Source organism: Microbacterium cremeum, from assembly GCF_015277855.1.
Taxonomy (GTDB): domain Bacteria; phylum Actinomycetota; class Actinomycetes; order Actinomycetales; family Microbacteriaceae; genus Microbacterium; species Microbacterium cremeum.
On record NZ_CP063812.1, the window covers coordinates 3585451 to 3609591 of the forward strand.

General features: G+C 70.6%; 24 protein-coding genes. 6 read left to right on the forward strand and 18 right to left on the reverse strand.

What is annotated here, in order from left to right:
* Window position 1: 1 nt before the first annotated feature.
* The 4 genes from IM778_RS16000 to IM778_RS16015 all read right to left on the reverse strand — a co-directional run bounded on the left by IM778_RS16000 (window position 2) and on the right by IM778_RS16015 (window position 4840).
* The gene (locus tag IM778_RS16000; protein WP_194409801.1) at window positions 2–835 is read right to left on the reverse strand and encodes an ABC transporter permease; all 834 of its coding nucleotides are present in this window, start codon (window positions 833–835) and stop codon (window positions 2–4) included.
* On the reverse strand, window positions 835–2550 hold the full coding sequence (locus tag IM778_RS16005) for a dihydroxyacetone kinase family protein (RefSeq protein WP_194409802.1): 1716 nt from the start codon (window positions 2548–2550) through the stop codon (window positions 835–837). Before IM778_RS16005 ends, IM778_RS16000 begins: the two co-directional genes overlap by 1 nt.
* A 19-nt stretch (window positions 2551–2569) precedes the next feature.
* Complete coding sequence (locus IM778_RS16010) at window positions 2570–3559, reverse strand: ABC transporter substrate-binding protein (protein ID WP_194409803.1); 990 nt, start codon at window positions 3557–3559, stop codon at window positions 2570–2572.
* A 90-nt stretch (window positions 3560–3649) separates the two neighbouring features.
* Window positions 3650–4840, reverse strand: coding sequence for a cytochrome P450 (locus IM778_RS16015; protein ID WP_228484608.1), 1191 nt, complete (start codon window positions 4838–4840; stop codon window positions 3650–3652).
* A gap of 154 nt (window positions 4841–4994) precedes the next feature.
* On the opposite strand from IM778_RS16015, the gene IM778_RS16020 reads away from it, so the two are divergent.
* The gene (locus IM778_RS16020; RefSeq protein WP_194409805.1) at window positions 4995–5531 is read left to right on the forward strand and encodes a MarR family winged helix-turn-helix transcriptional regulator; all 537 of its coding nucleotides are present in this window, start codon (window positions 4995–4997) and stop codon (window positions 5529–5531) included.
* Window positions 5532–5544: 13 nt separating this feature from the next.
* Here IM778_RS16020 and IM778_RS16025 read toward each other — a convergent pair whose 3' ends face one another.
* The 7 genes from IM778_RS16025 to IM778_RS16055 all read right to left on the reverse strand — a co-directional run bounded on the left by IM778_RS16025 (window position 5545) and on the right by IM778_RS16055 (window position 11592).
* A complete protein-coding gene (locus IM778_RS16025; protein WP_194409806.1) occupies window positions 5545–5961 on the reverse strand; it encodes a hypothetical protein in 417 nt (138 codons plus the stop codon).
* Window positions 5958–6863, reverse strand: coding sequence for a sugar phosphate isomerase/epimerase family protein (locus IM778_RS16030; protein ID WP_194409807.1), 906 nt, complete (start codon window positions 6861–6863; stop codon window positions 5958–5960). The genes IM778_RS16025 and IM778_RS16030 overlap by 4 nt, the downstream gene beginning before the upstream one ends.
* A gap of 288 nt (window positions 6864–7151) precedes the next feature.
* Window positions 7152–8003, reverse strand: coding sequence for a PaaX family transcriptional regulator (locus IM778_RS16035; RefSeq protein ID WP_194409808.1), 852 nt, complete (start codon window positions 8001–8003; stop codon window positions 7152–7154).
* A complete protein-coding gene (locus IM778_RS16040; RefSeq protein ID WP_194409809.1) occupies window positions 8000–8845 on the reverse strand; it encodes an ABC transporter ATP-binding protein in 846 nt (281 codons plus the stop codon). The genes IM778_RS16035 and IM778_RS16040 overlap by 4 nt, the downstream gene beginning before the upstream one ends.
* A complete protein-coding gene (locus tag IM778_RS16045; RefSeq protein ID WP_194409810.1) occupies window positions 8838–9662 on the reverse strand; it encodes an ABC transporter permease in 825 nt (274 codons plus the stop codon). The genes IM778_RS16040 and IM778_RS16045 overlap by 8 nt, the downstream gene beginning before the upstream one ends.
* A complete protein-coding gene (locus tag IM778_RS16050; RefSeq protein WP_228484609.1) occupies window positions 9659–10492 on the reverse strand; it encodes an ABC transporter permease in 834 nt (277 codons plus the stop codon). Before IM778_RS16050 ends, IM778_RS16045 begins: the two co-directional genes overlap by 4 nt.
* 119 nt (window positions 10493–10611) lie before the next feature.
* The gene (locus IM778_RS16055) at window positions 10612–11592 is read right to left on the reverse strand and encodes an ABC transporter substrate-binding protein (protein WP_194409811.1); all 981 of its coding nucleotides are present in this window, start codon (window positions 11590–11592) and stop codon (window positions 10612–10614) included.
* Window positions 11593–11921: 329 nt separating this feature from the next.
* Here IM778_RS16055 and IM778_RS16060 point away from each other — a divergent pair, with 329 nt between their 5' ends.
* The 5 genes from IM778_RS16060 (at window position 11922) to IM778_RS16080 (ending at window position 16541) form a co-directional block, all read left to right on the forward strand.
* Window positions 11922–12824: a methylenetetrahydrofolate reductase gene (locus IM778_RS16060; RefSeq protein WP_228484610.1), complete on the forward strand. Its 903-nt coding sequence runs from the start codon at window positions 11922–11924 to the stop codon at window positions 12822–12824.
* Window positions 12821–13696, forward strand: coding sequence for a formyltetrahydrofolate deformylase (gene purU, locus IM778_RS16065; protein ID WP_194409812.1), 876 nt, complete (start codon window positions 12821–12823; stop codon window positions 13694–13696). The genes IM778_RS16060 and purU overlap by 4 nt, the downstream gene beginning before the upstream one ends.
* Before the next feature lie 134 nt (window positions 13697–13830).
* The gene (ligM, locus tag IM778_RS16070) at window positions 13831–15240 is read left to right on the forward strand and encodes a vanillate/3-O-methylgallate O-demethylase (protein ID WP_194409813.1); all 1410 of its coding nucleotides are present in this window, start codon (window positions 13831–13833) and stop codon (window positions 15238–15240) included.
* Between the two features lie 173 nt (window positions 15241–15413).
* Window positions 15414–15995, forward strand: a complete 582-nt coding sequence (locus IM778_RS16075; protein WP_194409814.1) for a PadR family transcriptional regulator — start codon at window positions 15414–15416, stop codon at window positions 15993–15995.
* Window positions 15996–16004: 9 nt separating this feature from the next.
* Complete coding sequence (locus IM778_RS16080) at window positions 16005–16541, forward strand: MarR family winged helix-turn-helix transcriptional regulator (protein WP_194409815.1); 537 nt, start codon at window positions 16005–16007, stop codon at window positions 16539–16541.
* Window positions 16542–16548: 7 nt separating this feature from the next.
* On the opposite strand, the gene IM778_RS16085 is transcribed toward IM778_RS16080, so the two are convergent.
* From IM778_RS16085 to IM778_RS16115, 7 genes are read right to left on the reverse strand one after another with little or no spacing between them, the layout of a single operon-like run.
* On the reverse strand, window positions 16549–17745 hold the full coding sequence (locus tag IM778_RS16085; protein WP_194409816.1) for an MFS transporter: 1197 nt from the start codon (window positions 17743–17745) through the stop codon (window positions 16549–16551).
* A 4-nt stretch (window positions 17746–17749) separates the two neighbouring features.
* On the reverse strand, window positions 17750–19009 hold the full coding sequence (locus IM778_RS16090; protein ID WP_194409817.1) for a 2-hydroxyacyl-CoA dehydratase family protein: 1260 nt from the start codon (window positions 19007–19009) through the stop codon (window positions 17750–17752).
* Entirely contained in the window at window positions 19006–20049 is a 1044-nt protein-coding gene (locus tag IM778_RS16095) for a 2-hydroxyacyl-CoA dehydratase family protein (protein WP_194409818.1), read from the reverse strand. The genes IM778_RS16090 and IM778_RS16095 overlap by 4 nt, the downstream gene beginning before the upstream one ends.
* A complete protein-coding gene (locus tag IM778_RS16100; protein WP_194409819.1) occupies window positions 20046–21290 on the reverse strand; it encodes a CaiB/BaiF CoA transferase family protein in 1245 nt (414 codons plus the stop codon). Before IM778_RS16100 ends, IM778_RS16095 begins: the two co-directional genes overlap by 4 nt.
* A 1-nt stretch (window position 21291) precedes the next feature.
* Complete coding sequence (locus tag IM778_RS16105; protein ID WP_194409820.1) at window positions 21292–22416, reverse strand: CapA family protein; 1125 nt, start codon at window positions 22414–22416, stop codon at window positions 21292–21294.
* The gene (locus IM778_RS16110) at window positions 22413–23219 is read right to left on the reverse strand and encodes an amino acid ABC transporter ATP-binding protein (RefSeq protein WP_194409821.1); all 807 of its coding nucleotides are present in this window, start codon (window positions 23217–23219) and stop codon (window positions 22413–22415) included. The genes IM778_RS16105 and IM778_RS16110 overlap by 4 nt, the downstream gene beginning before the upstream one ends.
* Window positions 23216–24139, reverse strand: a complete 924-nt coding sequence (locus IM778_RS16115) for an amino acid ABC transporter permease (RefSeq protein WP_194411933.1) — start codon at window positions 24137–24139, stop codon at window positions 23216–23218. Before IM778_RS16115 ends, IM778_RS16110 begins: the two co-directional genes overlap by 4 nt.
* Window positions 24140–24141 lie beyond the last annotated feature (2 nt).

Here is a 24141-nt window from a genome sequence, read left to right on the forward strand (position 1 = left end):
GTCAGCGCACCTCCGACCGCACCGAGGCGTGCCAGAAAAGCAGGCGTCCTTCGAGAAGCCGTGTGCCGACGTTGACGACGACACCCAGGACCGCCGTCACGAGCACGAGCGCGTACATCATGGGCACGGCCGCCGAGGACTGCGCGAGCGCGATGAGCTTGCCCAGTCCCGGGGAGCCGATGACAAGCTCGCCGGTGATCTCGAGGATGAGAGCCACGGCCGCGGCGAGCCGCACACCGACGATGAGATAGGGCATCATGCTCGGCCACACCACCTCGCGCACCGTGCGAAACGTGCCGAAGCGGTAGGTGCGCGCGGTGTCGAGTGCGACGCGATCGACATCGCGTACGCCGTAGATGACCTGAAGGAGCACGGGCCACAGGCTCGCGAACACGACGAGCAGGAGCGTCGCCTGCATCGTGGTGCCGAACAGCAGAGCCGCGATCGGGACGAGCGCGACCGACGGGATGGGGCGCAGGAACTCGATCGTCGAGGTCAGCAGGCGGTCGACCGTCGGCATGCTCGCGACGATGACGCCGAGGCCGACGCCGGCGACGATCGCGATCGACAGGCCGACGCTCCATCCGAGCAGCGTCGCTCCCAGCGCCTGCCAGAACGCCGAGGTCCGTGCGAGCTCGCCCAGAGCGCCGAGCACCTCCGTCAGCGGTGGGAAGTAGGCCGGGTCGACCGCGCCGGACGACGGCAGGAACTGCAGCAGCACCGCGAGCGTGGCGATGCCGGCGAGTCCCCAGCAGAGCGGCTCGAGGTTCGTCGCGCGCTTGGCGTGGTGCCGCAGGCGGATCGTCGTCGTCGGCGAGGTGGCGGGTGCTGCCATCAGCTCCTTCCTCCTCTCAGGACCGCCTGCGCGGCCTCGAACTGGATGGCGACCGCCACCGCCCCGGGATCGGGCACCCCGACGGCGCGTTCGCCGACGTAGCTGCTACGGCCGAGCGACGGGGTGAGCGACGCGGTCGAGTCGGCACCTGCGCGGGCCGCGGCGACGGCGAGCGAGAGGATGCCGGACGCCCGGTGCTGCGACTGGAGCACGTCCACGGCCGGCTGCAGCGCGTCGATCATCGTGCTGTCTCCGGGCGCCGCCCCGCCGACCTCCCTGATCCGGGCCACCCCTGCCGCGAGCGCGCGGATCCAGTCCGCGGGGGTGGGCACCGGGCGCCCCCGCAGCTCCTCGGCGATGGTGAGCACGAGCAGGCTGTAGAGGGGCCCGGACGTTCCCCCGACCACGTGCCGGAGCAGGTCCGACACGGCGGCGAGGTAACGCTCGACGCCGTGATGGGCGCGCAAGGCGTCGCCCGTCGCGAGGAACGTCTCGGCGGCGCGGGCGAGGTTGACCCCCAGATCGCCGTCACCGACGGTGCGGTCGAGCTCGGTGAGGTGTGGTTCGGCCGCGATGAGCGCACGCGCGATCCCCTCGACGACGTCGCCGGTGCGCGCCACGACGGGATCGGGCGACCCGCCCCCCGATGCCGGCAGAGGCACCTCGAAGGCCGGCGGCCCCGGCACCGTCAGCGGGCGGGCGGGATCGAGCACCTGTGAAACGCGAGGGAAGGCGAGCACGTTCACTTCGTCGGCGAGCAGCGCGAGCTCCTCTGCACCGACCTGGGCGACGGTCAGCGAAGCGCCGGGCATCTCGAGCGAAGTGAGGAAGGGCCCCGCCCAGGTCATCCGCACCGAGAGGTCGCGCGCCGCGAGCTCGCGCAGGATGTCGCCCTGGAGGATGCGCAGATCGAGGTCGGGCGTGCCGCCCAGGGCGTTGACGAGCGCGACGACCTCCGTGCCCGGATCGAAGCGACTGTCGCCCACGACCGTGTCGACGAGCCGCGCGGCGATCGCCGCGCTCGGCACTATCGGGCCGCATTCAGCCCCCGCCTCGCCGTGGATGCCCAGGCCCCACTCGATCTCGTCGGCGCCGAGCGTGAAGTTCGGCGCGGCCGCGCCGGGTACGAAGCACGGCCCGAGCGAGACGCCCATCGTGGCGGCGCCGGCGACGAACCCGCCGGCGGCCGCCACGATGCGCGAGAGATCCCATCCGCGTTCGGCGGCGGCGCCGGCGAGCTTGTGGACGAGGACCGTGGCGGTCAGCCCCCGCCGGCCCGCGCGCGAAGCGTCCCCGAGCGCCGCGTCGTCGGCGACGACGACCATCTCCACTCGGATGCCGTCGGCGCGCGCGAGCTCGGCCGCGAGGCCGAAGTTCAGGCGGTCTCCCGTGTAGTTCTTCACGATGAGCAGCACGCCCGCGCGCGTCGCCACCGCGCGGATCGCGGCGTAGACGGCGTCGACCGACGGCGACGTGAAGACGGGGCCCAGCACGGCGGCATCCAGCATCCCTCGCCCCACGTAGCCGGCGTGGGCGGGTTCGTGACCCGAGCCGCCTCCGCTGACCAGCGCGACCCGCTCGTCATCCTTGCGGTCGGACGGCGTGCGGACCACGACGGGCCAGCCTGCCACGCGGGCTAGGTGCGGGGACGCTCCGACGAGTCCCGAGATGTAATCCTCGATGACGTCGCCGGGGGCGTTGATGATCTTCTTCATGCGAGGAGGCCGCTCGTGATCACTCGGCGAGGACGAACGCGCCGGTCTTCTCGGCGGCGGCCTCGGGGTCTTCGAGCGTGCCCGCATCCGCGGCGAGATCCGCGATCAGCAGCAGGTCGTCGTAGTTGAGCCCCCACGAGAAGTTCGTGAGCACCATCGTGTCGATGACAGCGGGGTCGATCTTCGTGAAGTTCGTCAGCTCGGCCCGCACGGCGTCGGGGTGGCCGTCGGCGTACGCGAAGGACTTCTCCAGCGCGCGGTTGAAACGCTCGATGAGGTCGCGGTCCTTCGCGACGGTCTCGTCGGTGACGAAGTACATGGCCGTGACGAGGTCGGGATCGGCCTCGACGTAGAGGCTGGAGACGAGTCGGTTGCCCTCGGAGAGGAGGATGCCGAGGAACGGCTCGGCGGTCGATGCCGCGTCGATCTGGCCCGCCGCGAGCGCCGGGCCCATGTCGGCGAACCCGAGCTCGACGAAGTTGACCTTCGTCGGGTCGCCGCCGTCGTTCTTGATGGCGCGCCACAGGAACACCTCGTGAAGTCCCCTGAGTGCGTTGACGGCGACCGCCTTGCCCTCGAGGTCCTTCGCGGACTGGATGTCGCTGCCGGAGGCCACCACGACGCCGCCGTGGTCCTCGCCCTCGACGCCGGTGGTGCGACCGCCCGCAGCGATCGCGACGAGCGGCAGGCCCGACCCGACTGCCTGCAGCAGGTTTACCGAACCGCCGTACTGGATGTCGTACTGGCCGTTCATGAGGGCGGGGATCATCGCGGCGGAGCCCTGCCCGAACTCGATGTTGAGCTCGAGGCCCTCTTCTGCGAAGTACCCCTCGTTCTGGCCGATGTACAAGGCGGCGACGTCGACGACCGGAACCGCCCCGATGTTGACCGTCCGCACTTCTTCGGCATCCGGGCTCGCCGACGGCGATCCGGGGTCGCCCGAGCTGCAGGCGGTGAGAGCGAGTGCCGCGATCGCGAGTCCCGCGAGCGCATTCAGTGATCGTTTCATGGATTGTCTCCTCATTGAGTGGTGCAGAAAGGGTGGTGATGTCGGGCGCGAGGTGCGGCGGTCGCGAGGTTGCCGCGACCGCTGCGGCAATCAGGCCGCCGTCACGCGGACGGGCAGGGATTCGAAGCCGCGCAGCCAGTTCGAGTAGAACGGCTCGGGCTCCGCGACGAGTTCGATGGTTTCGACGCGCCGCGCGAGGGCGCTCAGGAGGCAGGTGGCCTCCATGCGCGCCATCATCTGGCCGACGCATCCGTGAATGCCCGTGCCGAATGCCAGGTGCCCGGAGGGGTCCCGGTCGAGGTCGTAGACATCGGGACGCTCCCAGTGCCGCGGATCGCGGTTGGCGGCGGCGAGCGCCATGATGACCTTCTCGCCCTGACCGATGCGGGTGCCGCCGAGGACCGTCTCGCGCGCTGTCGTGCGCCCGATATATGGGCTCGGCGCGTTCCAGCGCAGCCCCTCTTCGAAGGCCTTGCGCGCCAGCGAGGGGTCGGCCCGAAGAGCCGTCCATGCCTGCGGGTTCTCGGCGAGGGCCTTGATGGTGAACTGGATGCCGAAGATCGTCGTGTCCACTCCCGCAGAAAGGAACGTGCGCACGAGCATGCCGGCGTCCTCTTCGGTGATCTCGCCCTCGTCGACGTAGCCGTAGATCGTGTGGCCGAGCCCGCCCGGCGCGAGCGCCTCGCGACGCATCTGCCAGTTCACGAACGCGGCCGCCTCCTCGGCCGCCTCCGCGGCCGCGGTGTACAGCTCGTTTCGCGGGCCCATCGCCTGGAAGTTGAGGTTCGAGTAAGGAAGGAGGTGCTGCCGCCCGTCCGGCTGCAGGCCCACGGCGTCGGGCAGCACCTGCAGCGGGTAGGGCTCTGCGAGCTCTTTGGCCGCGTCGAAATCGCCCTTGCCGATGACGCTGTCCACGAGTGCGTCGGCCTGCGCCTGGAATCCGTCCGTCAGCCGTCGCACGACGCGCTGGCTGAGGATCGAGGTCATGATGCGTCGGTATTTCGTGTGGGACGGCGGGTCGTTCTCGAGGATCACGCTCGGCTTGCGCCAGTTCTCGGTCTTCTTCGTGTTGGTGATGCCGGTGCCGGCCGACGACTCGAAGGTCTCGTAATCGCGGAAGATCTGCTCGCACAGCTCGTAGCGCCCGGTGAACCAGACGTCGTACTTGTCGAGGCGGATCACCTCGCCCGACTCGCGGATGCGCTCGTCGGTGTCTTGCGGCGCACCCAGACTGGCGAACGAGAAGGGATCGAGGTCGCTGACGACGGGGTCGGCTGTCACGGCGTTGATCACTGAGACTCCATTGTTCCGGCACTCGCTGCTGCGAGATGAGATCGATGACAGGTTATATATGAACCAGTTCAATTGCAAACACTTCTTCGCGCAGATATGATTCGGAGACGCCGGAGCCCCGACGGGGAAGGAATCGTCACCGATGACCAAGCGCGCGAAGGAGATCGACGAACGCGCCGCGGCGATGGGACTCGTCGTCGAGCCCCTGCCGTACACGATCGACCGCGACACCTACACGCCCGCACTCCTCGCCCTGCTGAGCAATCTGCTGGTTTGGGGGGGCTCACGCGTCTTCTACCATCTGCACGGGATCGGCACCAACGAGTGGCGGATCGTCAGCGCGCTCGGCAATCACCCGGGGTCGACGGCCGCCGAGCTGTGCGAGGTGCTGGGGATCAACAAGTCGATCGCGTCCAAGAGCGTCAACGCGCTGCTCTCGCGCGGATTCATCGAGCAGCTCGGCGGTCCGCGGGGCTCGCGCTACCTGTACCTCACACCCGAGGGAAACATCCTCCACGACGAGCTCATGCCGATCGCGCTCAGGCGCCAGGAGATCCTGCACGAGTCGCTGGACGCCGACGAGGTCGCCCAGCTCAACCGTCTGCTGGTGCGAATGCTGGACTCGATCGACTCGATGCAGCAGTACGAGCACGACATGCTGGGCACGAAGCCCCGGTGACCGCGGCATCCTCTCAGGAAGATTCGATCGAGAGTTCCCCGAACGGCGTGCCGGGCACGTAGTTGTAGAGGAAGAGCAGATCGGCTTCGGGCGCCAGGGCGGTCGCGAAGCCGCCCGCGGGGGCCGCATGCACTGTGACCAGCCGCACCATCTGGTCGCCGGCGTCCCCGTCGGGCGCCTCGATCCAGAGTGCGTCGCGCGTCAGACGCACCCCGATCAGCGGCACCCGCAGCGCTCCCCCGTGGGCACTCAGCGTGACCGCGCCCGTCGCCCGCCACGTTCCCTCGCCGACATCGACAGCAGGCAGCGCGATGCCCTCCACCGCGCCGAACGTCGCGCCGCCGGTCGCCGTCACCGAGAAGCTGCGATCGCGGGTCATGTACGCGAGCAGGGTGTCCTTGATCCGCCAGCGGATGACCGCCCCGCTCATGCGGGCACCGCCTGGGGTGCGGCATCCGTCGTCCGGGCGAGCTCGCGCGCCCGCACCCCCGCCGCGACCGCGTCCCCCAGGAGGCGCGCGGCCTCGCGTGCGAGAGTCGCAGGAGAGGCGCCGACGTCCCGCCACAACCGCAGCCGGTCGGCGGATTCGGGCAGCACTGACCGCGAGAACGCCTCGAATGCGATCGCGCCGTCGTAGCCGTCCGCCACCGCGGCGCGCACGGCGGCGGCGACATCGAGACCGCCGTCCTGCAGCGCGCCGCGACCGGACTGGCCGAACTCGAGGACGCCGAGGACGGGCCTCGCCGCGGCGATCGCCGCGGCGACGTCCGCCTCTTCGATGAGCATGTGGAATCCGTCGAGGTGGAGGCGCAGATGCTCCGACCCGCACTCCTCGAGGAACGCCAGGCCCTGCGCCGCGGTCGTCAGCGCCGACGTCTCGTAGCGGTTGAGCACCTCGATGCTGACGGTGATCCCGCGATCGGCGGCGACCGCGGCGAACCGCGCGACCTCCTGCGCCGCCCGGGCACGGTCGTCCGGCGTCCACCGCGTCGCGTGGCCGTAGGCCGCATAGGGGACACCGGTGAGGCGCGTCGCTCCGAGCGCACTCGCCACCTCGACCGCGTCGTCGAGCGCGCGCCGGCCTGCCGAGCGCACGCCGGGGTCGGCGGAGGACACGTCGGCGTCGGCGCGCTGCACGACGAACGGGATCGGCTCGAGACCGCGCTCGCCAAGCCGCCGGGCCAGGAGCGGCAGCTCTTCGGCCGGAACGAAGGGCGGGAGCCCCACGTGCGAGAAGCCCGCGTCAGCGATGACGTCAAGAGCGGAGGATGTCGCCTCGTCGCGCACATCGGGGACGAAGACGTTCAGATGACAGCTGAGCGGATGGGTCATGGGGCCTCCTTGCCCGACGGCGCATCGAGGCCGTGTGGTCACTTTATATATAAACCCTGGACGGCCGGCGACGCGAATCGATCGACATCTTCACCAAGGCGTTCTTCCCCATCGGCCCGAAGGAACCCGACGACCGGCGCCGTCGCCGACCTCGCACGCCCGCCAACAGGTCAACCGCGCTTCTACAGGAAAATCCGGGTCCGAACGATCCTGCGGAACACCGGTTGACCTGTGCAAGCGAGGGAAGCACGGATGCCGCGACCAGCGACGCCGCGCGTACGAAGGTGATCAGCCGACGAGCGCGGCGAAGTCGCGCACGGCTGGGAACGCGAACTCGCGATGCCGCCGCGTGAACAGCTCGAACGAGCGGTCGGCGGGCCAGTCGTCGCCCATGTACTGCCGCGGCAGGCGCGGGTCGGCGCGCAGCAGCGCGAGCCAGTCCGCCACCAGCAGCGTGCGCGCGGTGAGGGGAGGGAGCTCGGATGCCGCGTCCTCCCGCTCCCAGTGCTCGATGAACTCGTGATGGGCGCCACGGATGCGCTCCACGTCCCACGCGACGCGGACCGCGTCGGCCATCGGGAACCCGTCGAGCTCCGAGGCGGCGAAGGCGTTCACGGCCGCGGGAGGAAGGTCGGGGATGATGGCGCCCAGTGCGGCGGCGAGGTCGACGGCACCCGGGGCGATCCACAGGCCGTCGCGCAGCACAGCGAATCCCGCCCACGTCAGCGCCGCGCGAAGGCGGTGCCGCAGATCCCGCAGGTGCTCCGGCACGCTGAAGGTGACCAGCGTCCACCCGTCGCCCTGGGGCTCGAACGGCGCGGGGCCGTTGACACGACCGGATGCCTCGCGCAGCACCTCGCTGCCGTGCTCGGTGAGCTCGAACCCGATCTCGCGCCCGAGGCGCCGCCGCTCGAGCACGCCGCTGTGCACCATGCGGTCCAGGTTCGTCCGCACCGCCGATGCTGCGACCCCGGCGCCCTCGAGCACTCCGATCAGGACGCTCGCGCGCAGCGGCTCGAAGTAGCGGTCGCACACGTACTCTCCGAAGAACGCCAGCAGCAGCCGGCGCGGCTTGCGGGCGAGGACCGAGGATTCCCCCGTGCCGTCGCCGAGCACGCTCGCCGCGACGGACGTGCTCACGCCGCGCTCGTCCCGGGACGCACGGCCTCGCCCCGCTTCGCGCGCTGGATCTGCTCGTACACGTGGGTGCGCAGCTCGGTGAAGCGCGGCAGGGCGCGCGTGGTGATCTGGTCGCGATCGGCGTCGAGGTCGATGGCGAGGTCCTCCTGCACCCACGTCGGCGACTTCGACAGCACGATGACGCGTTCGCCGAGGTACACGGACTCGTCGATGTCATGCGTGACGAAGAGGATCGACATGCCGCGCTCGCGGTGCAGGGTGCGCACGAGGTCCTCGAGGTCGGCACGCGTCTGCGCATCGACGGCGGCGAAGGGCTCGTCCATGATCAGCACCTCGGGCTGATACGCGACGGCCCGAGCGATCGCGACGCGCTGCTGCATGCCACCTGACAGCTGCCAGGGGTAGCTCCCGGCGGCGTGCTCGAGCCCGACCGCGGTCAGGGCGTCGTCGATCAGCCGGTCCCGGTCGGCACGCGAGAGCTTCTTGTGCTTGAGCGGCAGCTCGACGTTGCCTCGCACGGTGAGCCACGGGTAGAGGCTGCGCCCGTACTCCTGGAACACCAGGGCCATGTTCGGCGGCGGCGCCGTGACGCGGCGTCCGTGCAGCTCGACCACCCCCGACGTGGGGCCGAGGAGGCCCGCGATGCACTTCAGGAGCGTGGTCTTGCCGCAGCCCGACGGCCCGACGATGCACACCAGCTGTCCGGCGCCCATCGTGAAGCTGATGTCGCCGATGGCCTCGACGTTGCCGGTCGAGGACTCGTAGACCTTGCGCAGATGCTCGACCGTGAGGAGCGTCTGTGCGGTGGGACCCGTCTGGGCAGTTCCAAGCGATTCAGGCACGCTCGACCTCCTTGATTCCGTGGTACCAGCGCAGCACCCGACGCTCGACGAATCCGAAGATCACCGCGAGCAGCACGCCGATGAGGCCGAGCAGCACGATGCCGCTCCACATCTGGGCGATGAGGTAGTTCCGCTGGAAGAAGACGATCTGATAGCCCAGCCCGGACGACGAGAAGAACATCTCCGAGATGACCATGAGGATGAGGGCGATCGAGAGGCACTGGCGCACGCCCGTCATGATGCGCGGGCTCGCAGCGGGCAGCACGAGGTACCGGAGCCGCTCGCCGCGGGTGAGGGCGAAGGACCGCGCGGTCTCGGTCATGACCGAGTCGGTGGCGCGGACCCCCTCGATGGTGTTCAGCAGCACCGGCCACACGGCGCCGGTGACCATCACCACGACCTTCATGGTGTCGTTCGCGCCGACGAGCACGGCGACGATCGGGATGAGCACGGGAGGCGGCACGGCCCGGAAGAACTCGAAGATCGGCTCGAGCAGCTCGCGCAGCCACCGCACCAGGCCGATCACCGTGCCGACGGCGATGCCGAGGACGACGGCCAGCACGATGCTGATCGCGAGGCGCCCGAGGCTCGGCAGCACGTCGGCGAAGAAGGCCGGTCCGACCCACGTCTCGACGAACGCCTCGGCGATGACGAGCGGGCTCGGGAAGAACGGTGCGGACGAGATCGACGACCAGATGCCCCAGATCACCAGCAGGAGGATCGGGAGGCCGAGCGCGTAGGCGGTGTTCTCGCCGAAGGTCGCCCACGCCCGGGAGCGCGGCCGCGGCGTGACCACGGTGCTCGTATAGAGGGTCACAGGACTTCCTCCCCGCGCACCGACTGGTGCCACGACAGCGTGCGGCGCTCGATCGCGCGGAACCCGAGGTTCACGAGCAGGCCGAGCATGCCGGTGACGATGACCAGCGCGTACACGGTGGTCCATTGGCCGGCCTCGCGCGCGAACATGATGGCGCGTCCGAGTCCGGGGACGTTGATGAACATCTCCGCGGTGATCGCGAGGATCAGGGCGACCGTCGCCGCCAGCCGCAGCCCGGTCATGAGATAGGGCAGGGCCGTCGGGAAGACGAGGTTGACGATGCGCGAGCCGCGCGAAAGGCCGAAGCTGCGGGCGGTGTCTCGTGCGACGGCATCCACGTCGGCGACGCCGTAGAGCACCTGGATGAACACCTGCCAGAAGCTGGCGTACACGATGATCAGGAGCGCGGCCTGCAGCTGGTAGCCGAACATCAGGATCGCGAGCGGGATGAGCGCGACCGACGGGATCGGGCGCAGGAACTCCACCGTGGTGTGCGTGGCCCGCCGCAGGAACGGCACCAGCCCGATGACCGTGCCGAGCACGACCGCGAGCACCGTCGCGATCACCAGGCCGAGGGCCCACGACGTCAGCGTGCGCCCGACGTTGCGCCAGAACTCCAGGTCCTGGAACTCGACGAACAGCTGCGCGATGGTCTCGGTCGCGGTCGGGAAGTACGCCGGGTTCACGATCCCGAGCGTCGGCAGCAGCTGCCACGTCACCAGGAATCCGAGGATGCCGGCCACACCGAGCACGACCTTGCGCAGCGTGCGGTGGCGACTGCGGCGCAGCGGGGCGGCCACGATCATCGGGGCGTCAGCGGTGGCGGTCACGGTGGATTCCGATCGTACGGGCGGGCGGGAGGGGGCGGTGGGGTGGACGGATGCCGCGGCTCGCGGCCGGGGCCCCACGCCCGGGAGGGGCGTGGGCTCCGTCCACCCGGGTTCCGCTCCTACTGCTGCTGGATCAGCCGGTCGTAGTCGGGCGCGGTCTCGATGTACTCGAACTCGACCGCGAGGGCGCCGAGGTCCTCGATGCCGGCGTCGCCGAGGTCCCACGTGAACGTCGGCAGCGTGATACCGGCCGCGGCCTCCTCGGGGATCTCGAGGTTGGTCGCGATCGCGGCCCGCACGGCGTCCTCGTTGTCGGAGGCCCACTCCAGCGCCTCGGCCATCGCCGCGGAGTACGCGGCGACGAGGTCGGGGTCCTCGTCCAGCAGGGCCTGGGTCGTGATGCTCGTGAGCACGGTGAGACCCGGGATCGTGGCCTGGTACGGCGCGACCACCGACACGCCGCCGGCGCCGAGGATCATGCCCCGGAACGGGTCGGGCGCCCACGCGGCGTCCATCGTGCCGGCCTCGAGCTGCGCCGGGACGTCGGGGAAGGCGACCTCGACGAACTCGATGGTCGAGGGGTCGCCGCCGTCGTCCTGCACGGCCTTGCGGATGGTGAGGTCGCCGGCCGCGCCGAGCGTGTTGACCGACACCTTCTTGCCGGCGAGGTCGGCGGGGCGGGCGATGCCGGAGTCGCCGAGCGCGACGACCGCGTTGACGTCGGTGCCGTCGGCGAGGCTGTTGGCGTAGTTGCCGACGATCACGACACCGAGGTCCTGGAGGTCGGCGCGGATGGGCCCGAACGGCTGTCCGATGGCGAACTGGATGTCGCCGCTGAGCAGCGCCGGGATGGCGTTGGCGCCGCCCTGGGCGGGGACGACCTCGATCTCGAGGCCGTGCTCCTCGAAGATCCCTTCCTCCATCGCTGCCCACAGCGCGCCGGTCTCGGCGATGGGGAGGGCGGCGACGCGGACGGTGGTGAGCTCTTCCGGGCCGGCGTCGCCGGTGGGTGAGTTCGACGGGGCGGCGGAATCGGTGCAGCCGCTCAAGGCGATGGCGGCGGCGGCGAGAACGCCGATGGTGGCAAGACTCTTCTTCATTGACGGGCCTCTCGTGGACGGTGCAGGTGAACGCCGGCTTGTTCTGTCGGAGGCGAGTCGGGCGTCCTCACCTCGGCGTGCCGGACAAAGTCATCGTGCGCCACGCGACGACCAGTGTCAAGAGTTTCGTGACGCCCGTCACCAATTCGTTGAACATAGTGCCGCACGATCCCTGTGTCAGCTCAATGGAATCGGGCAGCGGCCGAGCCCCGACCGGCGTCGAGGATGGTCCGACGCGCACATCGCGTACCTATTGCCATTACCTATGGTCATAGTTATTCTGGACGGACCGATGCGGCGAAGCATCGGCAGAGGAAAGGACCTCGAAAGTGGCTCACCCGCACCCCGCTTCCCCGAAGGCGGCCGCGCTCGTGCACGGCTTCTCGCTCGAGATGACCGGCAAGGACGTACCCGGGCTCGAAGAGGCCCGAGAGACCATCCCGCCCGGCACGAAGATCAACGTGACCTTCCTGGGCAACGAAGACCTCGAGATGCGGGTCGCCGCGGCGAAGGCCGTCAAGGACATGGGCTTCGTGCCCGTCCCCCACATCTCGGCCCGCCGCCTCGAGTCGCAGGCCCAGCTCGAGGAGTTCCTCGACAGGCTGCGGGAGGTCGGGGCGACCGAGCACGTGTTCGCCGTCGGCGGCGACCCGGCCGAGCCCGCCGGACCGTATCCCGACGCCCTGACCCTGATCCGCTCGGGCCTGCTGAAGAAGTACGGCGCGCGCGAGGTCTCGATCGCCGGCTACCCCGAGGGCCACCCCGACATCACCGGCGACGTGCTGTGGCGGCACCTCGACGAGAAGGCGCTCGCGCTCGCGCAGCAGGACCTCGGTGCGGTCATCCTCACGCAGTTCGCCTTCGACACCGACCCGGTGATGACGTGGATCGACCAGGTGCGTCAGCGCGGCATCGACGCGCAGATCCGCATCGGCACGCCCGGCCCCGCCGGCATCAAGCGCCTCATCGGCTTCGCGCGCCGCTTCGGCGTGGGCGCGAACGCGATGATCGTGAAGAAGTACGGCTTCTCGCTCACCAACCTCATGGGCACCGCCGGGCCCGACCGGTTCGTCACCGACCTCGCCGAGCTGCTCGGGGCCGACCCGTCGCCAGGCCCGGGGACCGGGCACGGCGACGTCAAGCTGCACTTCTACACGTTCGGGGGGCTCCTGGCCACGTCCCAGTGGGCACGCGAGTTCGTCGCCGCGCAGTCGTCGGGAGCGCGGCGATGACAGCTCACCTCGAGGCGCTGCGCGACCACGCGTGCCTCATCGTCCACGGTCCCGACCAGCCCGGCATCGTCGCGGCCGTCACCGCCCTGATCACGCGCAACCACGGGAACATCGTCACGCTCGATCAGTACTCCGACGACCCCGAGAGCGGCGAGTTCTTCCAGCGCGTGGTATTCCACCGCACCGACCTGCAGGCGGCGCTGCCCGAGATCGAGGCCGATCTCGACCAGACCCTCGGCCCGCTCCGGCTGGAATGGCGGCTGACCGACCGATCCATCCCCAAGCGGATGGCGATCCTCGTCTCGACCAGCGACCACTGCCTGCTCGAGCTGCTGTGGCGGCATCGCCGCGGCGAGCTGCCGGTGACCATCCCGATGGTCATCTCGAACCACACCGGCGTGGCCGAGGACGTCCGCAGCTTCGGCATCCCGTTCTTCCACGTCCCCTCGCAAGGTGCCGACAAGAGCGGGGCCGAGGCGCGCATCCTCGAGCTGCTCACCGGGAACGTCGACGTGGTGGTCCTCGCCCGGTACATGCAGATCCTCTCGAGCGGATTCCTCGAGAAGGTCGGGGCGCCCGTGATCAACATCCACCACTCGTTCCTCCCCGCCTTCATCGGCGCCGCGCCGTATCGCAAGGCCAAGGAGCGCGGCGTCAAGCTCATCGGCGCCACGAGCCACTACGTCACCGAGGACCTCGACGAGGGGCCGATCATCGAGCAGGACGTCGCGCGCGTCACGCATGCCATGACCGCCGCCGACCTCCAGGCCCGCGGCGCCTACGTCGAGCGCGCCGTGCTCTCGCGCGCGGTGCAGTGGCACGCCGAGGACCGCGTGATCCGCCACGGCAACCAGACCATCGTCTTCACGTAGCCCCCACCGGTCGTCGAGCGACGCTTCGACTCGCTTCGCTCGCTCAGCGCGGGGCTCCGCGAGACGAGACGCATCGACCTCGCGGCATCCGTCATCCACCCGTCCGAACAACACAACGAACAGAAAGGTTCCCCATGGCGAACAACCTGCAGGAGCTCATCGACCAGCAGAACCCGGTCGAGATGCTGCGCAATTCGCAGATCGGCTCGTACATCTACCCGGTGGTGCCCGCCGACTTCCAGAACTGGATCAAGGAGCAGAAGGCGTGGCGTGACACCGCCGTGCTCTACGACCAGTCGCACCACATGGACAACGTGTTCCTCAAGGGGTCGGACGCGATCAAGCTGATCTCGGACACCGCGATCAACTCGGTGGCGACGTTCCCCGTGAACCGTGCCAAGCAGTACGTGCCGACGACCGCGTCGGGCCACGTCATCGGCGACGGCATCCTCTTCCACGAGGCCGAGGACGAGTACGTCTACGTCGGCCGCGCGCCCGCGTCGAACTGGCTGATGTACCACGGTGAGACCGGCGGCTACCGCAACCTCGACGTCACCGTCGACCGCCGCTCCCCCTCGCGCCCGTACGGCGACGCCGTGAGCCGCCGCTACTACCGGTTCCAGATCCAGGGCCCGGCGGCGTGGCAGGTCATCGAGAAGCTCAACGGCGGACCGCTCGAGCAGCTGAGGTTCTTCGCCATGTCCGAGATGCAGGTCGGCGGGGCGAGCGTCCGCACCCTCCGTCACGGCATGGCCGGTGCGCCCGGGCTCGAGATCTGGGGACCCTACGAGGACCACCACCGCGTGCGCGACCTCATCGTCGAAGCGGGCGCGGAGTTCGGCCTGGTGCCGGTCGGATCGCGCGCATATCCGTCGAACACGCTCGAATCGGGCTGGATCCCGTCGCCGCTGCCCGCGATCTACTCGGGCGAGGCGGAGCGCGGCTACCGCGAATGGCTCGGCATCGACAGCTACGAGGCCACCGGCACGCTCGCCGGGTCGTTCGTGTCGCAGAACATCGAGGACTACTACCTCACGCCGTGGGAGCTCGGATACGGCTCGTTCGTCAAGTTCGACCACGACTTCATCGGCCGCGACGCGCTCGAGAAGATCGACCCGGCCACGCAGCGCCGCAAGGTCACGCTCGCATGGAACCCCGAGGACGTCACGAAGATCTTCGCGTCGCTGTTCGACACCGAGAACGACAGCTACAAGTTCTTCGACCTGCCGCTGGCGAACTACGGTTCGGCGAACTACGACGCGGTGACGGATGCCGGAGGCACCGTCGTGGGCTTCTCGATGTTCACCGGGTACAGCGCCAACGAGAAGCGCGCCCTGTCACTGGCCACCGTGGCCCCCGACGTGCCCGAGGGCGCGGAGGTGACCGTGGTGTGGGGCGAGCCCGACGGCGGCACCTCGAAGGCGTCGGTCGAGCCGCACCGCCAGCTCGAGGTACGCGCCGTCGTCTCGCCGGTGCCGTACTCGACGGTCGCCCGCCAGACCTACCACGGCGGGTGGCGCACCGGGTACCAGCAGTCCGCCTGACCTCGCGCGGTCGTTGCGCGAAGCGACGACCGCGCCCCGGTCGCTGAGCGAGCGAGGAACGAGCGAGACGAAACGCGCCCGGCCCTTCCAGGGGCCTGGAGCGTTTCGTCTCGCTTCGCTCGCTCAACGACCGACGTGGCGTGTCGGTACGCTCGGCTAGCGAAGGGAGATCCATGAGTCTGCGATACGCGCTGCTGGCGATCCTGCGCGTCGGCCCGCTCTCGGGCTACGACCTGCAGAAGCAGTTCCACCAGTCCGTCGGGCACGTGTGGCATGCGCCGGACTCGCAGATCTACCCCGAGCTGCGCAAGATGGAGCAGCTCGGCCTCATCGAGGGCGAGGAGCAGCCGCGCGGCGAGCGCGGCACCCGCCGGCTCTATCACGTGACGGATGCCGGTGACCGCGCGTTCCTGGAATGGATGACGTCTGCGCTGGAGTATCAGCGCGTGCGCGACCCCGCACACCTGCGCGCGGCCTACCTCGAGACGACCACGCCGGAGGCCGCCCGCGCGTTCCTGGAGCGTCACATCGCGCAGTGGGAGGGCGAGCTCGCGCAGTGGGAGGGCGAGCTCGAGCGCATCGACGCGGTCGCGAACCCCATGCTGGTGCGGCGTCTGGCGGTGACCGCGGATGCCGACCGCGAGCGGACGATCGCCTACAAGCGCTTCGCGTACGAAGGCCTGGTCGAGCGGGCCCAGGGCGAGATCGCGTGGGCCCGCCGCGGGCTGGAGCTCGTCGAGCGCCTCCGCGCCTAGGGTGGAGACGTGCCGGACATCAACAGAGACCCCCGGGGGACTCCCGCGACCGATCGGCTCAACTACACGGCCTATCGACTCGCGCGTGCGCTGAACCGCGCCGCCGAGAACACCGCGCTCGCGCACGGAATCACGCTCCCGCAGCTGCTGATCCTGCAGGTGCTCGGCGAGGGGGTTCCACTGTCGAACGCGCAGGTCGCCCGGCGCACGTTCGTCAGCTCGCAGGCGGCGCACGTGGTCTCGGGCGAGCTCCTCGCGTCGGGGCTGATCGAACGGGTCGAGCACCCTACGAATCGGCGCGTGCGGCTGGTGCGGCTCAGCGAGGCGGGCTGGGCGACGCTCGCCGAGTGCGAGAGCGAGATCCGGGCGCGCGAGGATCGCCTCGCCGACGAGATCGGACCGGACCTGGGCGAGACGCTCGCCGAGATCCTCGAGCACGCCGCCGACGTGCTCGCCGGCGGGTACTTCGGCGACAAGGATGCCGAGGCGCAGGCGGTCGCACGGCGCCGGCGCCCCAGCAAGGGCGTCGGCATGGCGCCGGTCTGACGCGACGTCACGCGGTGGGGCGCCGGCCCGACCGGAGGCGCACGAACACCGCGCACGCGAGCGCCGCGGTTCCCCCGATCGCGAGGGCGGCCTGTCCGCCCGCCTCGTCGACGACCCACCCCATCACGAAGGCTCCGAACGGCACCATGCCGTAGTTGCCGAGCGTCACGAGCGACATCATGCGCCCGATGTGCTCTGGGGGGACGCTGACCTGCGCGGCCGCGTTGAGCACGCCCTGGTAGTAGCCGACTCCGAGCCCGAGAGCCGGCCCGAGCGCGAGGAAGACCGGCAGGCCCGGCGCGACCGCGTTCGCGAGGAGCGCCAGGCCGAGTCCGGTGCAGGCGACGACGAGCGAGCGCACCGAGACGCTCGCGCGCCCAGCGGCGATGATGCCGCCGGCGATCGCACCGACTGCGTTGAGCGTGTGGACGACGCCCACCGCGGTCGCGTCGCCGTCGAAGGTGAGCGTCACGGTGGAGGTGAGCACGAGCATGAGGTTCAGCGCGAGCAGGGCGACGACGGCGTTCACGATGAGGAGGGTGACCAGTGCCGGGTCCCGCCCGACCCGGTACCTGTCTGCGCCCTCGTCCCGCCGGCGCACCTCGCGCGCGTGCAGTCGCGACGGACGGATGAGCACGATCGAGAGGAACACCAGCAGGAACGACGCCGCGTTGACGAGCATGCACGCCGTCGGGCCGAGGCTCTGGAACGCGACGCCCGCGAGCCCCGGACCGACCGATCGCGCCGAGGCCAGCGCGATGGTGCTGAGCGAGACGGCCCGCCCCAGCTCGCCCGGGCCGACGAGCTCGAACACGATCGCCTGCGCGGCGACGCGCTCGAACGTGTGGACGGTGCCGAGCGCTGCGACCAGCGCGTAGAACACCGTCACCGGCGCGTCGGGGGTGAGCGTCGCCACCGCGAGTCCGCCGACGACGGCAGCCGACAGCAGCGACGTGATCAGCAGGATCGTGCGCGGGCGCACCCGGTCGGCGACGCGTCCTGCCGGCACGCTGAGCAGCAGCAGCGGCAGGAACTGGGCGATCGTGACGCCGCTCAGCGCGCGGGCGCTGCCGGTCGCCTCGAGGACCACGAGCGACAGGGCGAGGTTCTGGAACCACGTGCCCGTGTTGGAGACGACCTGACCGCTGAAGTAGAGCGAGAACCGGCCGTTCGCGAACGGCTGGAACACGCCCCACGAGGTCACCGGATCACGCGCGGGCGGGGACCCGGTCGCGCAGGAACGCCCCGATCCGCTCGCGCACGCCGGCGATGGATCGTGCGTCGGCGTTGCTGCCGCGGATCTCGAGAACCGGGATGCCGCGTTCCTCGAGCGCCGCCGAGATCAGGGCGCCGCCCGGCGTGTCGTCGGCGACGAGATGCACGACGCCGTCCACACCGTGCCCCAGCGCCTCCTTGACGTACCAGGAGGACGACATCGGCGGCACGTACAGGAGGTCCGTCAGGCCCACGAACCGCGCCGCCAGGGCGCGCACCGGATCGTCCCCGTACCGCGCGTACCCGTCCGCGGCGATCGCCAGGTACATCGACCACACGAACACCGCTCCGAACTCCTCCTGGAAGGCGCGGTACATCTCGAGGTCCGACCACAGTCCGCGGCCGATCCACATGAGCCGGCGTCGCTCGCCCGGCCACACGGCCACCCCCCGGCCGATGCGGTCGGCGACGTCGTCGTGGAGGCGCCGGGCGGCGTCCACGGCCCATCGGGTTCCGCGATGCCATTGCGGCACCATGACGCTCGGGATGATGTCGGTCACCGGCACGGGCAGCGGCCGCGCGGCGGCCAGCAGGTCGCGGGTACGCCGGTTCCACTCCGCCTGCTCGTTGGCCAGCGCCATCACCTCGGCCAGGCGTGCGCGGTCCAGGGCACGATCCAGGCGCTCCTCGAGCCAGGCGATGAGCTCTTCGATCTCTCCCTGCAGCAGGTCGATGCGCTCCGCCCCGAACACGTCCTCCCAGCGGTGGTCCACGAGGTCCCACCAGCCCTCCGGGGCGGGAACCGCGGCGGTGCGCGAGAGCAGGAAGGTCTCGGTGCCGGCGCGGCGGCCCCACTGCTCGAATATCTTGTGGGTGACGTCGCCGCCTCTCTCGGTGATCGCGAAGCGCGGCTCGGGCAGGCCGCCCCACGGCGCCCGGTCCGCAGGGAGGTCCTGGGCGCCGAGCGGGAGCACGTCGTACTGCCTGCTGTAGTCGGGCAGCCCGCGCGCGGCGACGGACCCGAGGCTGCCGGGTCCGGCGCGCTTGGCCGAGATGATCGACGACCACCACTGGTTGACGACGTACGGCACGCCGAGCGAGCGCAGCACCTCGTGCGGGGCATCCGCATTCGCCAGCGCGAGCGACTCCCCTCCGTCCACCCGCGCCGCCAGGGAATGGAACCACTCCCGCTGGTAGGCGGTGGCCTCGGCCGCGCTCGGCAGGCGATCGGATGCCGCGGTGCGCCCGGTCATGCGGCTGCCGCTCCCGTCAGGTCGCGAGCCAGCTCCCGCACGGCGCGCAGCTCGTCGCCCGGGTGCACGCGGGTCTGCACGTGCAGCGCCACCCCGATCTCGCCGAGGAGCTCGGCCTGATCGGGGACGTCCCACGCCGGCGCCTCGTCGAGTTCACGGATGACACCGCCGACGCCGCGCGCGGCGCCGAGCAGGGCGGTGTCGCGCGTGAGGAGCGCCCGCGCAGCGCTGGATGCCGTGGCCGACCCCCCGACGCGGTCAAAGTGCCGGTCGACGAGGCCGTCGATGGCCTCCTCGACCGTCGCCGCGTCGACCGCCACCCCGAGCCACGCGCCGTCGCCGGTGTCGTGATCCTCGCTGACGATGACGCAGCCCTGCTCTTCGAGGGCACGGTAGAGGCCGGCATCCGGGTGACTGGATCCGGTCAGATGAACCCGCACCGCCGTCTGCGGCACGTCGGAGCGCGCACCGTCGACGCGCACGACGGCGTCCGCAGGATCGAGGCGGGCGGCGTCGAGCAGGGCTTCGAGGGCGAGGGCTCCCGAGCACTGCGGCGGTTCGGCACGCCGACGCGCCCGCAGGCGCTCGAGCGCAGACCCGAGCGCACGCTCGGCGTCGGCGGACCTCGCGAGCGCCGCGGCGTCGAGCGCCTGCCCAGTGAGTCCCGTGAGGAAGGCGACGAGCCCCGCGAACTGGAAGCGCGCGAACCGCCGAGCTGCCGTCGAAGGCGCGCGCGGCAGGTCCACCAGGTGCAGCGGCAGCTCGGGGGCGATCGATCGCAGGACGTAGAACAGCCGCACGTTCGCCTGGCTGTCGGCGCACACGACGAGCGCGTCGCAGTCCAGGCGGCCCGCGCGCACCTGGCTCAGGATGCGTCCGGCGACGGCGTCCGCCGCTCCGAGGAGGTCGCGGGCCACCGGGTCGACGTCACCGGTCCACGACCCGGTGACTCGATGCGGGGTCGCTCCGCTCGCGAGCACGAGCTGACGCGGGACGTCGTTCCCGACGATCCCGACCACCGGTCGCCGGGGCCGTGTCACAGCACTCCGTCGCGCCGGAGCCCTTGCACGCGCTCGTCGTCGTAGCCGAGCAGCGCGCCCAGGACGTCGTCGGTGTGCTCGCCGAGGCCGGGAGCGGGTCGCGACAGGTCGACCGGACTGCGGGAGAAGACCACCGGCAGCCCGCTTCCGTACAGCCCCTCGAAGTGCCCGTACCGCGGATGCACGAGCGGCACGACCTCGCGCCGGCTGGTGACGATGTCGTCGCGCACCGCCGTGGCGGTGTCGCGCACCGGCGCCGCCGGGACGCCGTTGCGCTCGAGCGCCGAGAGGACTTCGGCGGTGGAGCGGGCGGCCGCCCAGTCCGCGATCATGCCGTGCAGCTGGTCGGCGTGGGTCACGCGCGCATCGCGCGAGGAGAACCGCGGGTCGTCGACCAGTTCCGGGGTGCCCATGGCGGCCAGCGTCCCCTCGGCGAACTGATCCGTCGGCGCGCAGATCGCGAACCAGCCGTCCGCCGCCTGGAAGGTGCCGAACGGCGCCAGCCGCGGGACGACGGCGCCGGTCCGCAGCGGGAACCCGACCGACTCCAGCGCGTCGAAGGGCTCGCACGCCACGAGCGACGTGAGGCTGCCGAGCATCGAGACATCCACGTGCTGCCCCTCGCCGGTGGCTTCGGCATCCATCACCGCCGCCAGCGTGCCGATCACCGCGAACAGCGGCGCGACCAGGTCGCCGATCGGAAGGCCGAAGCGGATCGGCGCGTCGCCGGGCTCGCCGGCGGTCATCATGACGCCACTGAGCGCCTGGATGATCGTGTCCATCGCCTTGCCGTCGCCCGGGACGCCTTGCGCACCGAACCCGCTGATCGACGTGTAGACGACGCGGGGGTTCACCTGCTGCACCGCGGCATAGTCGATGCCGAGTCGTCGTGTCACGCCCGCGCTGTAGTTCTCGACCACGATGTCGGCGTTGCGCACGAGGTCGAAGAACACGGCGCGGCTCTCGGGATGCTTGAGATTGAGCGTGATGCTCTCTTTGCCGCGGCCGCGCGCCATCATCGACACCGACATGTCGTCGGGTGCGGAGCGGCGCATCTGCAGGCCGTCCGCGGTCACGTACGGCGAGTTGTTGCGCGACGAGTCGCCGCCGCGCGCGGGGTTCTCGACCTTGATCACCCGCGCGCCGAGGCTGGCCAGCAGCATCGTCGCGTACGGGCCCGCCAGGGCGGTGGTCAGGTCGATCACGGTCTTGCCCGCGAGGGGCCCGTCGGTCGTGCTCATGTCAGTCTTCCTTCGTGCGGACGACGAGTCGATCGCCGTTCCATCGGAGCTCGGTGTCGAACCCGGCCTCGCTCGTGATCCTCTGCAGGTACGCCGCGACCTCGCCGCCGCGTTCCGATCGGGCGACCGGGACGGGCCGGGCTTCGTCGTCGATCCAGCAGGGGATGAGGGATGCCTCGACCCGGCCGGCGTCGACGCTCAGCACGGCGATCGCGGTGTGGCGGCTCTCGGGGTGGAACGGGTACTCGGGCATCGCGGGGTCGGGCTCGAACCCGAAGACCCGGCGTCGCTCGCGCGCCCACGCGGTTCGCTCCGGCGCGTCGCCGGACGCGGCCGACAGCGCGCTCGTGATCGTCGCGAAGTTGCCGAGCCCGTGCAGGATCGGGCGGCCGCGGTACACCTCGACGCCCTTGAAGATGTGCGCGTGGTGGCCGATCACCGCCGTCGCCCCGGCATCGACGGCCGCGTGGGCGATCTCCCGCTCGTACGCCGCGATGTCGACGGGCACGTGCACGAGCCCTTTGTGGAGGGCCACGATCACGGCATCGGCGCGGGCCGCGGCATCCGTCACCGCCGCCACGAACCGGCGCAGGCTCGAGGCCTCGGCGAACGCGTGGATTCGCGGCGGCCCGCCGGGGTTCGCCCCCCGCGGCTCGTAGTGGGTCACGACCTCGACGTACGCCGCACCGGGTTTGAGGGTCGTCGCCCAGCTCTCGCGAGGACCGACGCAGTTGACGCTCAGCACGGCGATGCGGGTGCCCGCGACCTCGACGATCTCCGGCTCGAACGCGTCGTCGATCGTCTCGCCGGTGCCGACGGTCCGCAGGCCCCGGTCGTGGCAGTGCCGCACCGTCTCGCGCATGCCCTCGGCACCGAAGTCGTAGACATGGTTGCCGGCGAGGGTCAGGATGCCGAACCCGGCGTCGGCGAGCGCGTCGAGCGCCGACGGCGGGCCCGGCACGGCCGGAACGTCGGTCGTCTGCACGACTCCGTCGTGCACATGCGGGATCTCCAGCTGCCCGATCACGAGGTCGGCGCCCCGCAGGGTGTCGGCCGCGGGAGCCAGCAGCGACCGCGCATCCTCGCGCTCGAGCACGAGGTCGCCGACGGCGTGGATCGTGATCACGCGGCGTCACCGGCGACGCCCGCCGACGTCCGCGTGAGGAACGCGCGCAACCGCGTGGACTCGGGGCGGTCGAAGAACTGCGCGGACGGCCGGTCCTCGATGATCTGACCGTCGGCCATGAACACGCACCGGTCGGCGGCGTTGCGGGCGAACTCCAGCTCGTGGGTCACCACGATCATGGTCATGCCCGACTCGGCGAGGTCCTTCATCACCTGCAGCACCTCGTCGACGAGCTCGGGGTCGAGCGAGCTCGTCGGCTCGTCGAACAGGAGGATCCGCGGGTTCGTGGCCACCGCGCGGGCGATCGCGACGCGCTGCTGCTGACCGCCGGAGAGCTGGCGCGGGTGCGCCTGCGCCTTGTCGGCGAGGCCGACGCGGTCGAGCAGCTCGATCGCGCGGGCCCTCGCCTCGGCGGGCGGCACCCCGTGCACCTTGATCGGCGCCTCGGTGATGTTGCGCAGCACGGTCCAGTGCGGAAACAGGTTGAACTGCTGGAACACCATGCCCATGCGGCGCTGCTGGCGCTTCACGTCGGCGTCGGCGAGGGGACGGATGCCGTCACGATGGCGTTCGTAGCCGAGCAGTTCGCCGTCGAGGTACATCGCGCCGCCCTCGATCGTCTCGAGCTGGTCGATGCAGCGCACGAGCGTGGACTTGCCCGAGCCCGAGGGGCCGAGCACCGCCACGACCTCCTGCGCGTGCACCTCGAAGTCGACTCCGTCCAGAGCGACGTTGTCGCCGTACGTCTTGCGCAGTCCGACGACCTGGAGCACGGGCGTCACCGACGCGTCTTCGCGGGTCATGCCGCCGCCTCCGTCCGCTCGACGACGCGCCGGGCGACCGCCGCGCGCGACATGCCCTTGCTGAAGTGCCGCTCGACCCGCCGCTGCACGAGCGTCAGGGCGGTGACGACCACCAGGTACCAGATCACCGCGACCAGGAGCATGGGCACCACCTCGTACGTGCGGTTGTAGATGACCTGCACCGAGTGCAGCAGGTCGCCCATCGCGATGACGCTCACGAGCGAGGTTCCCTTCATGAGAGCGATGACCTGCGACCCCGTCGGCGGGATGATGACGCGCATCGCCTGCGGCAGCACGACGCGGGTGAACGAGTGCCAGCGGCTGAAGCCCATTGCGGCGGCCGCGTCGCGCTGGCCCGAGTCGACCGACAGGATGCCGGCGCGGATGATCTCGGCCATGTACGCCGCCTCGTGGAGCGACAGGCCGATGATCGCCGCGGTGAGCGGGGTGATGAGGTCGTTCGTCGGCCAGCTGAACAGCTCGGGGCCGAACGGCACCCCCACCGCGAGACGCGGCAGCAGGTAGGCGAGGTTGTACCAGAAGATCAGCTGCACCAGCGGCGGGACGCCGCGGAAGACCCCGACGAACACGATGCACGCCCATCGCAGCGGCCGGAACTCGGTGAGCTGTCCGGCCGCGAGGGCCGTGCCCAGGAGCGACCCCAGCACCATGCCGACGATCGTGAGCATGATCGACATGCCGAGCCCGGTGAGCACGCTCGGGTTGAAAAGGTACTCGGCGACCACGGGCCAGTCGAATCGCTCGTTGGTGGCGAGGAAGACGACGATCTGCACCGTGACGACGACGAGCAGGATGCCGACCACCACCCGCCACGGGTGGATCCGGCGCCGGGCCAGAGCCGCGTCGATCGAGCGATCGGCCGACGGGTTGCGCACCGGCTGGGTCGTCAGGTCTGTCATCG

What these genes read in the sequence shown, in the direction of transcription:
- purU (WP_194409812.1), top strand. Translation starts at nt 12,821, where the DNA reads ATGACAGCTCACCTCGAGGCGCTGCGCGACCACGCGTGCCTCATCGTC.
- IM778_RS16075 (WP_194409814.1), top strand. Translation starts at nt 15,414, where the DNA reads ATGAGTCTGCGATACGCGCTGCTGGCGATCCTGCGCGTCGGCCCGCTC.
- IM778_RS16055 (WP_194409811.1), bottom strand. Translation starts at nt 11,592, where the DNA reads ATGAAGAAGAGTCTTGCCACCATCGGCGTTCTCGCCGCCGCCGCCATC.
- IM778_RS16030 (WP_194409807.1), bottom strand. Translation starts at nt 6,863, where the DNA reads ATGACCCATCCGCTCAGCTGTCATCTGAACGTCTTCGTCCCCGATGTG.
- IM778_RS16090 (WP_194409817.1), bottom strand. Translation starts at nt 19,009, where the DNA reads ATGACCGGGCGCACCGCGGCATCCGATCGCCTGCCGAGCGCGGCCGAG.
- IM778_RS16115 (WP_194411933.1), bottom strand. Translation starts at nt 24,139, where the DNA reads ATGACAGACCTGACGACCCAGCCGGTGCGCAACCCGTCGGCCGATCGC.
- IM778_RS16005 (WP_194409802.1), bottom strand. Translation starts at nt 2,550, where the DNA reads ATGAAGAAGATCATCAACGCCCCCGGCGACGTCATCGAGGATTACATC.
- IM778_RS16025 (WP_194409806.1), bottom strand. Translation starts at nt 5,961, where the DNA reads ATGAGCGGGGCGGTCATCCGCTGGCGGATCAAGGACACCCTGCTCGCG.
- IM778_RS16100 (WP_194409819.1), bottom strand. Translation starts at nt 21,290, where the DNA reads ATGAGCACGACCGACGGGCCCCTCGCGGGCAAGACCGTGATCGACCTG.
- IM778_RS16110 (WP_194409821.1), bottom strand. Translation starts at nt 23,219, where the DNA reads ATGACCCGCGAAGACGCGTCGGTGACGCCCGTGCTCCAGGTCGTCGGA.
- IM778_RS16010 (WP_194409803.1), bottom strand. Translation starts at nt 3,559, where the DNA reads ATGAAACGATCACTGAATGCGCTCGCGGGACTCGCGATCGCGGCACTC.
- IM778_RS16000 (WP_194409801.1), bottom strand. Translation starts at nt 835, where the DNA reads ATGGCAGCACCCGCCACCTCGCCGACGACGACGATCCGCCTGCGGCAC.
- ligM (WP_194409813.1), top strand. Translation starts at nt 13,831, where the DNA reads ATGGCGAACAACCTGCAGGAGCTCATCGACCAGCAGAACCCGGTCGAG.
- IM778_RS16020 (WP_194409805.1), top strand. Translation starts at nt 4,995, where the DNA reads ATGACCAAGCGCGCGAAGGAGATCGACGAACGCGCCGCGGCGATGGGA.